Consider the following 12,740-nt stretch of genomic DNA (forward strand, 5'->3'; position numbering starts at 1 on the left):
TGATGACCATGACAACAGAAGTATCAGAAAAAATTTTAATCATAGAAGACGATAATGATATCGCTTTTGTTTTAAAAACTATGATTGAGTTAGATGGTTACACTGCCGCGACAGCAGAAAATGGCCAAGTCGCTCTCGATTTGATTAAGAGTAAAGGTCCGTTTCAATTAATATTTCTTGATATGCAGATGCCTGTAATGAATGGTTGGATCTTTGCTGAAAATTTTTATAAATTGTACGGTCATTCTGTTCCGATCGTTGTCATGACAGCAGCTGCAGATAGTAAGCAAAGAGCTAAAGAAGTTGAAGCTAATGATTGTCTGGCTAAACCCTTTGAAATTCATGAGTTTCAAGCTATGGTTCAAAAATACCTTCCTGTAAAATCTGTATGAAGTTGCCGGTTGTTAGATCGATTGTATTTTACGTAAGTACTTTGCTTGTAGTTACAGTGACGCTGGCTCTTGGCGTATTTGGTTTTCTGAATTACACAGAAATTAAAAACAGCCGAATTAATAATTTGAAAGCAAATCTTTCTATTCAAACCAGTCAATTATCAATTGCGTTAGCATTGCCTGGCTGGAATCTTGACAATTTTGGAGTTGAAAGAATTATCGATAGTTTTTTGTTGGATCGTAACATAAGTGCAGTCATTGTAGATGTTGGTGATAAAGAAAAGAGTATTCGAATTCGAGATTCTAATTGGCAGATCGTGACAAATGATACAATCCCAATATTAAGCGAAGATTTTAAGGAAGAAAAAAAGATTGTTTTTAAAAATGAAACTATAGGTTCCGTGCAGGTCTATGTTACGCCAAAATTTATTCAGCAAGAATTTATGGAAACCGTTACTAGAATTGTCTTCTTTACGCTAGCCCTTGATTTGGTGTTAGTTCTGCTTCTTTATTTTCTTTTAAGTCGTAACGTTCTGAAACCAATAACCGAAATTGAACGTTATGCGGTGGCTGTGCGTTCTGGCGGAGAAGCTCCTAATTTACAAATGGATGGATATTTTTTAACTGAGTTTCAAAGCCTTACGGTCTCTATTGAAGACATGGTGACTCAATTAGTTAAAGCCAAGTCAGACGCGGAGACGACAGGTAATATTAAAAGTCAATTTTTGGATATTGCAGCACATGAGCTGAAAACTCCAGTTACAGCGCTTACCTTGTTAGTTGATATGGCCAATGTTTACGTCAGCAAAGGTGTACCTCTTGGTAAATCTGAATTAGAGAGAATTAAAAAGCAGACCAATCGTCTTAAAACTCTTCTGGAAGATTTGTTAGATGTTTCTAGAATGGAAAGAGGATTTCTTTTAATAAAACCGGTTCACACTGATATAGTCGCTTTAGTGAGTGAAAGTGTGGACGATTATAAAAACCAAGTGCCATCTCGCACTTTTTCTTTTACGAAATCAAATTCTAAAATTATTCTCAATTGTGATCCTGAAAAAATTAATCAAGTGCTTGGAAACCTTTTGAATAATGCTATTCATTATTCACCGGAAGGTAGTCCGATAGAAATATCGATAACCGCAACGCCTACAGTAGTAAGGATATCTATTAAAGATTACGGCCCTGGAATTTCAAAAAACCTGCAAACAAAATTATTTACCAAATTTTTTAGAGTTACCTCAAATGAATCGGCAATTTATCCGGGGCTTGGTTTAGGTCTATATATCAGTCGAACTATAATTGAAAAGCATGGTGGGACCATAGGCTTAACCAGCGAAGAGGGGCATGGCAGTACTTTTTATTTCGATCTACCTCGAAACTCATAGAGTCTCTCTAAGGGGCAATGCCGTAGCGATCTTCCATTGATTTAAACTGCTTAGATTTTTTGAATTTATTGAGCAAAGTGTTGATCTCTTGCACCGTGGGGCGAATATTTTTTCTTACGATCACGGAAAGCATGTAGTGTTGGTCAACTTTGTTTGAAATCAAAATCTTGGTGCGATCTTCAGGGTTGCTTATAAAATACCAATGTAAAAATGCATCTGACACGACGGCTATATCTCCACGATCGTGAAGGATCATTTTAACGCTTCCCTCGTTACTGGTAGATGCTTGCATGTTGTAGGTTTTACGTAAAAAATCAGCGTCAGCATTGAAGTTGGCAAAACCATAGTGGTAACCAAGCATTCCGACCATGGACTTTCCATTAAAATTGGTAAAGTAGTCTTCCGTGCGGCCTGGCTTCTTTTTAGCGATGTAGACTTCTTTACCGCGCATAAAAATCAGCGAAGCTTCCACATCAGCTTCACTCCATCCCCATTTGATATTGTCAAAAAAGCTCAAATCATATGAGCCATTTTTAAAATCGCGAATTTTTCGCATAGCTGATGTTTGAACAGGTGAGAATTTGTAATCGCTCTGAGCGGTGTTCATGAAGTCTAAAAGCTCGATGATTATGCCGCCTGTCTTGCCGTTAGGTTCGACCTCGATATACGGTGGAAAGTGAACTACGCCAACTTTTATGATTAATGGTTTTTTGTTGGCAGAAACCGCAGCCCAGGCATTGTTTATACTAAAGATTATGATCAAACAATAAAGGGCGGCAGTTATAAACTTCACTGCTTAAATAGTTGCGTACACTTTGTGAGTGTCGTCTAGATCATCAACAGCTTCTAGAAACTCTTGGACTTCTTTTTGTTGAGCCTCTGATAGCTCAGTCGTGTTGTTAGATTTGTAACCTAAATAAGATTCAGTAATTGTCCAGCCACGGCCTTTAAGTGTGTCGCCTACAGCAGCTAAGTTGTCTGTTGATGTGATGAATTCGTATGAGCCATCATCATTTTTAGAAACATCATCAGCGCCTGATTCAATAGCTTCTTCGTCGATATCAAATGATCCAGCTTTTGAAGCTACAATGAATCCGCAGTGAGTAAACATCCACGCCACCGATCCAGATTCGCCTAAGTTTCCGTCGTGCTTTTTAAATACAGCGCGCATCTCAGGAGCTGTTCTGTGTTTGTTATCTGTTTGGCATTCAACGATCACGCCTACACCGTGTGGAGCGTAACCTTCGTATGTTAACTCTTCGATAATTTTACCGTCATCTAAGAGACCAGCACCTTTTTTGATCGCGCGGTCAATCGTATCATTCGGACAAGAGATTTTTTTAGCCATATCGATCGCTAAACGAAGACGGGCATTCATGTCGGGATTAGGGCCTCCAGCTTTTGCAGCTACCGCGATCTCTCTCGCAGCTTTAGTGAACATTTGCCCTTTTTTCTGAGCGTTTTCTGATTTACCGGCGGCTTTCCAACCTTTTCCCATTTCGTACCTCTATAAAAAGTAATTTAAGAGACTATGTTAGATCTGGGGCTAGGGGTTTGTCTAGAGATGAGCTTGCGCGCGAGGTAATTTTGGACTATTTCAATGGATATCCGGTGGGTCAATATGTGGGCATTTGCTGAAAAAAACATCTTTAAGAAAATCGAAATGGTCAGAAATATGACCAACTTAGAGAATACTGTTCAATTATCAACTGAAGGTATGACACCGGCTCGTGATGTTCCCGTAATGCCATTAAGATTTCATCCTGATAAAAAAGGCCTATCAACAAATGAAGGCCAGGCCCGTATGCTTCATGATTTGGCCAACATTGAATTGCAAGCGATGGAGCTAGGTTTGCGAACGCTTTGCGACTTTCAAGACGCGCCACAGGCTTTTAAAGAAGAATTGTTCGCTGTTACAAAGTCGGAAGCTGATCATTTGGAAATGTGTTTGATTGAAATCGAAAAATTGGGTTTTAAATGGGGTGATTGGCCGGCTCATACGGCGTTATGGGATTGTACAAGTACAAAAGACACATTGCTTGACCGTATTCTTATCGTTCACCGTTATCTGGAAGGCAGTGGGCTGGATGCCGGAGACACTTTGATCCGCCGGTTAAAAGGCGTAGATTCAAAATCAGTTTTAATGGCGGTTGAAAGAATTAACCGCGAAGAAGTGGGACATGTTTTGTTTGGCTCTGAGTGGTATGTTAAAATTTGTAATCAGGGTAAAATTGATCCTGAAACAGATTATCCAAAACGTATGCGTGATCTTCGTTGGTCGCTGCCAAAACGCATGGAGCCGATTAATATCGACCTTCGTAAAAAAGCAGGCTTTACCGATTTGGAAATTAAATATCTGCAAGATCTTCGTGAGTCGTTTTTAGAAAAACACCCATCAGCTAAAAAGTGATGACGATTCCATCGTTCATGGTCGCCATCACACATATTAAATAATATTAAAAAGTACAGCGGTTATTATAGTCAGTTCCATCAACAGTTGGCGCTGGACTGCTCCAGTCTCTTGCAAATTCACCGTCATCATGTTTTCGGTTGTTGTTAGCATCGATAAATTGGCGGGCAGAAAAGTAATACGGAATGCCTTTTTCAAAGTCTTTACCGTAAACGGTGCATTTATCTGTAGAACACTTTGCAAAAGCGTTTTCTGGAAGTGACTTAACAGAATTTACATCATTGGCTAATGAGTACTTCCATTCGATAGCGTAGCGAAAATCAACTTCAGAAAGTTGAAAGTGGCAAATTTGATTCGGATAAATTGTTCTTTGGCTAATATAAATATTCATAAAAGCCTGAGCTTGGCTTGAGAGAGCCAGAAAAGATAACGTAAATAAAATCAATTTTTTCATAGGGTGGTTTCTCCTTATGAAATTAAGTATGATTTGTTTTATCAGATTTTGGCGAGTCCAGCTGAGCAGGAACCGCTCCAAGAACTGCGAATAGGACTTAGATCTCTTCTTTGTCAGTAACAAAGCGCCATTGGCCTTCAGGCAAGTCGCCAAGCTTAAGTTTGCCTGTGCGTACACGTTTTAAGCCGTAAACTTTTAAGTTTACTAACTCGCACATTCTTCTGATTTGGCGTTTTTTACCTTCAGTTAAAACGAAGCGTAACTGATCTTCATTGATCCATTCAACTTTGGCTGGTTTTAATTTTTCACCATCAAGTTCAAGACCATGATTTAATAATTTAAGTTTGGCTTGCGGAAGTTTTCCCTCAGAACCTAAATATTTCACCCGCACGATATATTCTTTTTCAATTGATGAATTTTCGCCTATAATTTTCTTAGCGATGCGGCCATCTTGGGTAAAAAGCAATAAACCCTGTGAATCGATATCTAAACGGCCAGTCACCGCGATATTTTTTAAATCACCCATTTTTAAACGCTGTTTGTAAGTCGGATGATCTTTAAATTGATTTTCTGCAGTAATAAGTCTGATTGCTGGTTCATATCCAGGTTCAGGTTGTGCTGACACGTAACCAATGGGCTTGTTTAACATAATAGTTATTAAGCTTTTTTGGTTTTTCATAGCTTCTGCGGATAACGTGATTTTTACATCTGGGGTAACTTTTGTTCCAAGCTCAGTGACCACTTGTCCATTAACCGAAACATAACCTTTAGCGATGTAATCATCCGCTTCTCGACGAGAGCAAATACCACGTTCAGACATTAATTTAGATAAGCGAATTGGTTCAGACATTTTTTGCTAGTATCCCGCCGTCGATATTGTGAACGGCACCTGTCGTCCAAGTTGATTGTTCTGAGCCGAAAAAGAAAATGCTTTCAGCGATATATTCAGGGCGTCCGATTTTTTTAAGCAATTGCAAATCTGTAATGCCAGCATGAAATTTATCTTTTTCACTGGCTTTCGCGCTATAAAATCCATGAAGTGGAGTTTCAATAATTCCGGGGCAAATCACGTTTGCACGGATATTAAATTCTCCGCCTTCTTGGGCTAGGCATATTGTCCAGTTCACCATAGCTGCTTTTGATGCCGAATAGGCTGAAGTATTTGGTACTGGTTTTATACCAGAAGTGGATGCAACATTAACTATCGAGCCTTTTTTGTTATCTTTAAAAATCGGCCATAAAGCCTGAGTGATTTTAACCGAGCCAAAAAGATTTACGTCGAACATATCTTGCCAAACAATCATAGATGAATCGTCGGGTTTATTTTTTGTATAAACTCCTGCATTATTTACTAAAATTATTGGTTTTGAGAGTTTAGAAAGTTTTTCTTGAAGTTTTGTAGCGTCGAATTCTTTTAGATCCATCGCTAGCGTTTCAATTTTAATATTGATATTTCTTGATTGTGCTTGGGCTTTAACTTTATCTAATTTTTCAGAAGATCTTCCGATTAAAAGTAAATCAAAACCTTCGCTCGCAAACTTATAAGCTGTAGCTTCGCCGATTCCGCTACTTGCGCCAGTGATAACTACAGCTTCTTTCATAATTTAGGCTTTATCCATTTCAATTTTTGCAATCGTTTGTAATTGCATATTTGAAGTACCTTCGTAGATTTGACCGATTTTAGCATCGCGCCAGAATTTTTCTACAGGGTATTCTTTAGTAAAGCCGTTACCACCGAACAAATCGATAGCCATTGAAGTAACTTTCTCAGCTACTTTAGAAGAGTAGTATTTTGCCATAGCTGCTGATTCGATAAAATCTTGACCAGCGTCTTTTAAACGAGCGGCATTGTAAACCATTAAACGAGAAGCTTCTAATTCAATACGCATTTGCGCTAATTGAAATTGAACACCTTGGAATTGGCCAATCGCTTTACCGAATTGCTCACGACCTTTGATGTAGTTAAGAGTTGCTTCGTAAGCGCCTTGAGCGATACCAACCATTTGAGCGCCGATACCGATACGGCCTTCATTTAAAGTTTCGATGGCGATTTTATACCCTTTGCCAACTTCACCTAATACGTTTTCTTCAGGAACTTCGCAGTTTTCGAAAACTAATTCGCAAGTTGAAGAGGCGCGGATACCAAGCTTGTCTTCTTTTTTACCAACAGTGAAACCTTTGAAACCTTTTTCAACGATGAAAGCTGTAATGCCTTTGTAGCCTTTTGATGGGTCCATGTTAGCAAACACGATAAAGAAAGAAGCTTCTTTACCGTTAGTGATCCAAAGTTTATGACCGTTTAAAACCCATTTACCATCTTTTTTCTCGGCACGGCATTTTAATGCAAACGCATCGGAACCTGATGATGATTCAGATAAGCAGTAAGCGCCAACCCATTCACGAGCTAGTTTAGGTAAGTATTTTTCTTTTAAGCCCGGTGAACCGTAACGGATAATCGCATTTGTTACTAATGTGTTTTGTACGTCGCAAAGAACTGATACAGAACCATCAACGCGGCCTAATTCTTCGATCGCGATACAAGCCATAGTGATTGATGATCCTGCGCCACCGAATTGCTCAGGAGACTCGATACCCATTAAACCCATTTCAAAAAGTTTAGAAACGATTTCTGGTTTCATTTGAGCTTGTTCGTCCATGTGAGTGACATGTGGTTTAATTTCAGATTCAGCAAAAGATCTAACAGCTTCGCGGAAAGCCACTTCATCTTCTGACCACATAGTTAAAGCGGGACGTGCATTTTCAATCATCGTGTACTCCTTGAGATAAGGTAATTTAAATTTCGCTCATTAACTTATTGTCTAATATCGATCTAGGCAAGTAACACTTGGTGTCAGATGGTGTTTTTTGTTTCCGTAAAGAAGACGATAAAGAAATGGATTCTACTATTGTTCAAAAATTGGTTATTTTCTTTGGTCCTTTATTATTTGCTCTTTGTTTTCACGAATTTGCTCACGGATTAGTGGCTAAATGGCGTGGTGATAACACGGCTGAACGTATGGGGCGTTTAACGATGAATCCAATGGCTCACGCTGATCTAATGGGAACATTTGTTTTTCCGATCGTCTCGATTCTTATGACAAGTGGAATGGCTTCGCCGATTATTTTTGGTTGGGCAAAACCAGTTCCCGTTGAATCGAGAAATTTAAAAAATGTGCGCACTGACATGTTCTGGATCGCGCTGGCCGGGCCACTTTCGAACATTTTTTTGGCAGTAGTAACAACATTTATTTGGGCTTTGATTTTAAAATTCCAACTATTTGCTGATTATTCGCAAGGTGTTCAGATGTTTGCGACGACATTTATCGGCACCAATATTTTATTAGCTGTTTTTAATATGGTACCGCTGCATCCTTTGGATGGTGGAAAAGTTTTAGCTCGTTTTTTGCCTGCCTCACTTAACTACAAACTTGAGCAGCACGAGCAAATCTCAGGCATTATTTTATTAGGTCTTTTATTTTCAGGCGTGTTGATGAAGATTCTTTATATTCCAATGGATTTCTTGTATCGCCTGATTGTGACGTCAGTAATGTCCATTTTCTAATCAGTTTTTTATCTGTTAATCTTTGGGCAATTCATAAGAAAGTTGTTGAATAACCCAAAAACGCTTGCTTCAATTATCAGTGCTGGATGCGTAATACCTCGTAGGATGCGAGAAAAATAAGTTTTAATTAAATTGTTTCGTCGAAGACGAACTTACCTAATAAGGTTTAATGCAGCATGAGTATACGCGTTCAGCTTCAACAGTTTGAAGGACCCTTAGATTTATTATTATATCTCATCCGTAAAGACGAGATGGATATCTTTAATATCAATGTCACTGAAATTACGAAGCAATATCTTGAATTCATTAAATTAATGAAAGAATTTGATATCGAAGTTGCCGGCGATTTTATCGCTATGGCTTCAACGTTAATTCAAATCAAATCGCGTATGCTTTTACCTCAGTATGACGAAAACGGTGAAATCGTTGAGGGTGCTGAGGATCCACGTAAAGAATTGGTTCAAAAATTATTAGAGTACGAAAAATTCAAAGAAGCTGCAAAAGCACTTTATGAACGTCCATTATTAAACCGCGACCAGTGGCCTCGTGGTTTCCGTGAAAAAATGGATGAAAAAGAAGACGAGATTGAATTAGAAGATAACGCTTTATTCTCGCTTATTGGTTCGTACCGTAAAATGGTTAAAGCTTCGCTTAAACGTATTCATAAAGTAACAGTTAAGCTTCAATCGATCGGAAGCCGTATCTTAGAAATGAAAGATATGTTAATTCCTGGTCGTCAGATCACGATGTTCGAACTTTTAAATCACTCAATCGAAGATTTAAAAGAACGTTCGCGTAATAAATTAATCACATTCTTATCTTTGTTAGAGCTTGGTAAAATCGGCTACGTTTCTGTTTATCAAACAGAAAACTACGGCGATATTTACGTAAATCCTAAGAAATCTATCGAGGGTGATGTTTTATCTAAAGTTGAAGAGTATGGTAATATCAACGCTGACCAGGTGGCTGATAACTTATTCCAAAAAACAAATGTTATCACGGAAGAAGAGCTTGAAAATATTGATCAAGAGCCGTCGAATTTTGTCTTACAAGATGGTGACGTCAATGCACAAACTGAACAGCTATCGTTTGAGCAAACTTTTGCAGCAAGCTTAACTGAAGGCGAAAACTTATCTTTATCTGAAGATATGGCTTCAGATGATGAGATTTTAGCCGCTGAAATGGAAATTGATTCAGCAGAAATCGCATTAGACTTAAATGCTGTTAATTTTGCTGCAGACGAAGCTTCAACAGTGAACGAAGAAGTTATCGAAATTTCACAAAATGAGACCGAAGCTCCGCAAGCTGAAATCGCAACTCATGAATTATCATTTGAACCACAAATCGAAGAGTCTGTTCAGTTTGTTGAAGAACAAGAAATTTCATTTGTCGAAGATGAGCAAAATACAACAACAGAAGAGCAAATTTCTGAAGTTGTAATGCAAGCTGAAGAACAATTAACAGAAGAGTCGGTTGTGATTTCAGAACAACCAGAATCTTCTGTGGTAGAAAGTCTGGTGGCTAACGCTATTCAAGCTTTTGAATCATTTAATGAAGAACCTCAAGAACCCATCACAGAAGCGCAACAACAAGAAGTTGTAGAAAAATTTTCTGAATTTAATCGTGAACCAGAAGGACAAGTGTAATCATGGCTAAAAAGTCTAAAAAATCTAAAAAAATTGAACTTCAACAAGAAGAACAACAAAACTTAGAAATTCAAAACGAAGAAACAGCCAATCAAGAAGCCACTGCTCTTGAAGCAGCTTCAAATGAAGCTGAAACTTTAGCTGAAGACCTGTCTGCTGATTTAGGTGGAGACATTGAAATTTCTGCAAATTTATTCCAATCTGAAGAAGCTGAATCTGAAGGTTTTTTACCCGAAGCTTCTGAAGATGAAGAAAACGAAGCTGATGAAATGATGGCTGAAGGTTCTGATGTTGATTTAGAAGGTTCAGAGCTTGATGGCTTTGAATCAGCACAAATTGACGAAGTTGAATTCGTTGAAGATGAACAAGCGCAAAGTATCGTTGAAAGTATTTTATTTGCCTCTGACCGTCCGGTTTCTTTAGCTTCTATCAGAGAAGTATTTAAAGGTACAAATGTACGTAAAGATAAAATCAAACGCATCTTAGATAATTTAGCTGTCGAATACGCAAGTGGTGCTCGCGGAGTCACTTTAGAAGAGATCACAGCCGGTTACCAATTACGTACTAAAATTGATAATATGAATTTCATCAGACGTACGATCAAAGCTCGTTCGTTTAAATTATCAGGCCCAGCTTTAGAAACTCTAGCGATCGTGGCTTACAAACAACCAGTTGTTAAAAATGAAATCGATCAAATCCGTGGCGTTGAATCAGGTCACTTATTACGCGCTTTAATGGAAAAAGGTCTATGTAATTTCGAGGGTAAAGCTGAAAACTTACCGGGTCGTCCAATGCAATACGGAACAACAAGAAGGTTCTTAGAGATCTTCGGTCTTCGTAACTTAAAAGAACTTCCAACACTTTCTCAAATCGATGAATTATTGCCTGAAGGTATCGGTGAAGAGGAAGAAGAAAAACCAACTTTATCAATGGTGACAGATTCAATGTCGACTGAAGTTAAAGAAGTTTCTTACTCTCAAGGTGAAGAAGAATTAGGTTTAATCGAAGCTGACTTAGAAACAATTACAACTTCTTCTGATTTCTTTGAACAAGAAAAAATCCGCCAAAAGCAAAAACGCGATGCTGAAAAAGCTCAAGATATTCGCGACGCTATGGTGATGGGTGAAGATGTTCCTCGTCGTGATATTAACTGGCTAAAAAAATACGAAGAAGCTTTAGCCTTAGCTGAACAAGGTGCCAATGTGCCGGCTGACTTCGTAGAAGACGCGCAGAACACTGAAGAACTGCAAGCTACTGAACAAAACATCGACCAAATCGAAGCGGGTGAAGGAGCAATGCTTGCTTCTGAAGACAGCGATGATTCTGAAGATGATGAAATGTCAGATGAGCTTCCAATGTTCGAAGAGGCTGATGATGACGGAGAAGGTTCGATCGACGGAGAATTAGTATAAGCCGTATAATTTTAACCGGAGTCTTTCTGTATTTTGTTTCTATGATGATTGTCATGGGAAACGGCTCCTCGTTCTTAGGCCGCTATTTAGGCCAGTATTATTTTCCCGTAGCCAATACTACGGGAGTAAATACGACCTGGAATTTCTTTTCTCCAGATCCAGCGCACATTATGTATGTTCATTACATCGTGCATTTTGAAGATGATTACGGAAATCCGACCAAAGACCCTAAAGAGTATTTCTACCCTGAACAAAAAGATGGATCTAACTTTGCGATGAATGTACGTCGTCATAATTATATGATGCGCTTTATGGTGATTGATCCAATTCGCGTGGCACAGTTTTTTGTGCCCTGGGTTTGTAAACAAAATCCTGGATCTACTAAAGTTCAGTTCGCCTTAATTTTAAATCGTATTCCAAGTTTAGATAAGGTTATCACTCTTAAAGATACTCCTTATAGCGATCTATTAACCACTGAAGAGTTAAATCAAAATGTTTATAGCTGCCAAAAACCAAATTAGAAACTTTCAAAAATTGGTTAACGATTTTCTTTTTGGCGAAGGTCATTTTGAACGTCTTGGTGTGTTTCGTTTTTTACTTTGCGGGGTGATGTTTTACATCGCTTGCTGGCGTCAGTTGAATGTTGACCAGTACGGCCCCAATTCTTTAATTCCTGCCTCTCAAGCGTTTGATGTTTTTAGTGAATTTTATAAACCTTATTTAAAATTATTTTTCTGGCCAGACACTTTAGCTTCGACAGTGCACTGGATTTATATCGGCCTGTTAGGCTTAGCCACAGTGGGTTTGTCTAATCGGGTATTGATGATTTTGACATGGGTGATAGCTCAAGGGTTTATTCAAAGAAATTTTTCAGTACTTTTTGGTGCTGATGTCATCGGTACGTTATTCTTATTTTTCTTAAGTTTTACCCGTTGTAACGAATATTTTTCTTTGCGTGGTTTTTTTCGCAAAAAGAAAGTCGTGTATAACCCAAACTCTTGGGCAGACCAGTTAAGCACAGTCTTTTTTAGACTTTTGCAATTACAACTTTTTACAATTTATGCCTATACAGGTTTTGAAAAATTAAAAGGTCAAACTTGGTGGGACGGAACCGCTCTTTGGACGGTTTTAGTAAATCCACAATTTACTTCGTTTGATTTATTGTTTTTAAAAAACTTTCCTACTTTTTTTGCGATTGGAACTTTCGTAACAATTATTTTTGAAGTTTATTTCTGGGTGATGGTTTCAATCAAACGTACTCGTTTTCTGTGGCTGTGTTTGGGAGTTCTTTTTCACTTGATGATCGGCGTGCTCTTAGGACTTATGTCGTTCTCACTTGTGATGGTCTCGACTTACGTTTTATTCAGTTATCGCGCCAATCTGAGACAGTTTATGGAAAAAGCTCTTCCAGTGCGCTTACAAAAGCTTATAAGCCTGTAGAACCCTTAAGAATTTTCAAAAAATTACCGATAAATAAAG

The 12,740-nt window shown here is 38.3% G+C and carries 14 protein-coding genes; 8 read left to right on the top strand and 6 right to left on the bottom strand.

Annotated elements, in window-relative coordinates:
• The first annotated feature begins 8 nt into the window (after nucleotides 1-8).
• Entirely contained in the window at nucleotides 9-392 is a 384-nt protein-coding gene (locus ACKWCF_RS08455) for a response regulator (RefSeq protein ID WP_409477138.1), read from the top strand.
• A complete protein-coding gene (locus ACKWCF_RS08460; RefSeq protein ID WP_409477139.1) occupies nucleotides 389-1,777 on the top strand; it encodes a sensor histidine kinase in 1,389 nt (462 codons plus the stop codon). Before ACKWCF_RS08455 ends, ACKWCF_RS08460 begins: the two co-directional genes overlap by 4 nt.
• 7 nt (nucleotides 1,778-1,784) lie before the next feature.
• Here ACKWCF_RS08460 and ACKWCF_RS08465 read toward each other — a convergent pair whose 3' ends face one another.
• Nucleotides 1,785-2,570 (bottom strand): hypothetical protein, encoded by a 786-nt coding sequence (locus tag ACKWCF_RS08465; protein ID WP_409477140.1) that lies wholly within the window; start codon nucleotides 2,568-2,570, stop codon nucleotides 1,785-1,787.
• A gap of 3 nt (nucleotides 2,571-2,573) precedes the next feature.
• On the bottom strand, nucleotides 2,574-3,275 hold the full coding sequence (locus ACKWCF_RS08470; RefSeq protein ID WP_409477141.1) for a YebC/PmpR family DNA-binding transcriptional regulator: 702 nt from the start codon (nucleotides 3,273-3,275) through the stop codon (nucleotides 2,574-2,576).
• 123 nt (nucleotides 3,276-3,398) lie between these two features.
• On the opposite strand from ACKWCF_RS08470, the gene ACKWCF_RS08475 reads away from it, so the two are divergent.
• Nucleotides 3,399-4,187, top strand: a complete 789-nt coding sequence (locus ACKWCF_RS08475; protein WP_409477142.1) for a DUF455 family protein — start codon at nucleotides 3,399-3,401, stop codon at nucleotides 4,185-4,187.
• A 46-nt stretch (nucleotides 4,188-4,233) separates the two neighbouring features.
• On the opposite strand, the gene ACKWCF_RS08480 is transcribed toward ACKWCF_RS08475, so the two are convergent.
• The 4 genes from ACKWCF_RS08480 to ACKWCF_RS08495 form a co-directional block, all read right to left on the bottom strand.
• Nucleotides 4,234-4,641, bottom strand: a complete 408-nt coding sequence (locus ACKWCF_RS08480; RefSeq protein WP_409477143.1) for a hypothetical protein — start codon at nucleotides 4,639-4,641, stop codon at nucleotides 4,234-4,236.
• A gap of 97 nt (nucleotides 4,642-4,738) precedes the next feature.
• Nucleotides 4,739-5,491, bottom strand: a complete 753-nt coding sequence (locus tag ACKWCF_RS08485; protein ID WP_409477144.1) for a pseudouridine synthase — start codon at nucleotides 5,489-5,491, stop codon at nucleotides 4,739-4,741.
• Nucleotides 5,484-6,242, bottom strand: coding sequence for an SDR family NAD(P)-dependent oxidoreductase (locus ACKWCF_RS08490; RefSeq protein ID WP_409477145.1), 759 nt, complete (start codon nucleotides 6,240-6,242; stop codon nucleotides 5,484-5,486). Before ACKWCF_RS08490 ends, ACKWCF_RS08485 begins: the two co-directional genes overlap by 8 nt.
• A 3-nt stretch (nucleotides 6,243-6,245) precedes the next feature.
• Nucleotides 6,246-7,409: an acyl-CoA dehydrogenase gene (locus ACKWCF_RS08495; RefSeq protein ID WP_409477146.1), complete on the bottom strand. Its 1,164-nt coding sequence runs from the start codon at nucleotides 7,407-7,409 to the stop codon at nucleotides 6,246-6,248.
• A gap of 125 nt (nucleotides 7,410-7,534) precedes the next feature.
• Here ACKWCF_RS08495 and ACKWCF_RS08500 point away from each other — a divergent pair, with 125 nt between their 5' ends.
• The 5 genes from ACKWCF_RS08500 (at nucleotide 7,535) to ACKWCF_RS08520 (ending at nucleotide 12,701) form a co-directional block, all read left to right on the top strand.
• Entirely contained in the window at nucleotides 7,535-8,203 is a 669-nt protein-coding gene (locus tag ACKWCF_RS08500; protein WP_409477147.1) for a site-2 protease family protein, read from the top strand.
• A gap of 176 nt (nucleotides 8,204-8,379) precedes the next feature.
• Nucleotides 8,380-9,849, top strand: coding sequence for a segregation/condensation protein A (locus tag ACKWCF_RS08505; RefSeq protein WP_409477148.1), 1,470 nt, complete (start codon nucleotides 8,380-8,382; stop codon nucleotides 9,847-9,849).
• 2 nt (nucleotides 9,850-9,851) lie between these two features.
• The gene (gene scpB, locus ACKWCF_RS08510) at nucleotides 9,852-11,261 is read left to right on the top strand and encodes an SMC-Scp complex subunit ScpB (RefSeq protein ID WP_409477149.1); all 1,410 of its coding nucleotides are present in this window, start codon (nucleotides 9,852-9,854) and stop codon (nucleotides 11,259-11,261) included.
• A gap of 53 nt (nucleotides 11,262-11,314) precedes the next feature.
• Nucleotides 11,315-11,782, top strand: a complete 468-nt coding sequence (locus ACKWCF_RS08515) for a hypothetical protein (protein ID WP_409477150.1) — start codon at nucleotides 11,315-11,317, stop codon at nucleotides 11,780-11,782.
• Complete coding sequence (locus ACKWCF_RS08520; RefSeq protein ID WP_409477151.1) at nucleotides 11,754-12,701, top strand: HTTM domain-containing protein; 948 nt, start codon at nucleotides 11,754-11,756, stop codon at nucleotides 12,699-12,701. The genes ACKWCF_RS08515 and ACKWCF_RS08520 overlap by 29 nt, the downstream gene beginning before the upstream one ends.
• Nucleotides 12,702-12,740 lie beyond the last annotated feature (39 nt).

The sequence above is a fragment of the Pseudobdellovibrio sp. HCB154 genome (assembly GCF_046267985.1).
Classification (GTDB): domain Bacteria; phylum Bdellovibrionota; class Bdellovibrionia; order Bdellovibrionales; family Bdellovibrionaceae; genus Pseudobdellovibrio.

Coding starts and splice junctions, on each gene's coding strand:
- ACKWCF_RS08455 (WP_409477138.1), top strand. CDS start 9: ATGACAACAGAAGTATCAGAAAAAATTTTAATCATAGAAGACGATAAT.
- ACKWCF_RS08460 (WP_409477139.1), top strand. CDS start 389: ATGAAGTTGCCGGTTGTTAGATCGATTGTATTTTACGTAAGTACTTTG.
- ACKWCF_RS08470 (WP_409477141.1), bottom strand. CDS start 3,275: ATGGGAAAAGGTTGGAAAGCCGCCGGTAAATCAGAAAACGCTCAGAAA.
- ACKWCF_RS08475 (WP_409477142.1), top strand. CDS start 3,399: ATGTGGGCATTTGCTGAAAAAAACATCTTTAAGAAAATCGAAATGGTC.
- ACKWCF_RS08480 (WP_409477143.1), bottom strand. CDS start 4,641: ATGAAAAAATTGATTTTATTTACGTTATCTTTTCTGGCTCTCTCAAGC.
- ACKWCF_RS08485 (WP_409477144.1), bottom strand. CDS start 5,491: ATGTCTGAACCAATTCGCTTATCTAAATTAATGTCTGAACGTGGTATT.
- ACKWCF_RS08490 (WP_409477145.1), bottom strand. CDS start 6,242: ATGAAAGAAGCTGTAGTTATCACTGGCGCAAGTAGCGGAATCGGCGAA.
- ACKWCF_RS08495 (WP_409477146.1), bottom strand. CDS start 7,409: ATGATTGAAAATGCACGTCCCGCTTTAACTATGTGGTCAGAAGATGAA.
- ACKWCF_RS08500 (WP_409477147.1), top strand. CDS start 7,535: ATGGATTCTACTATTGTTCAAAAATTGGTTATTTTCTTTGGTCCTTTA.
- ACKWCF_RS08505 (WP_409477148.1), top strand. CDS start 8,380: ATGAGTATACGCGTTCAGCTTCAACAGTTTGAAGGACCCTTAGATTTA.
- scpB (WP_409477149.1), top strand. CDS start 9,852: ATGGCTAAAAAGTCTAAAAAATCTAAAAAAATTGAACTTCAACAAGAA.
- ACKWCF_RS08515 (WP_409477150.1), top strand. CDS start 11,315: ATGGGAAACGGCTCCTCGTTCTTAGGCCGCTATTTAGGCCAGTATTAT.
- ACKWCF_RS08520 (WP_409477151.1), top strand. CDS start 11,754: ATGTTTATAGCTGCCAAAAACCAAATTAGAAACTTTCAAAAATTGGTT.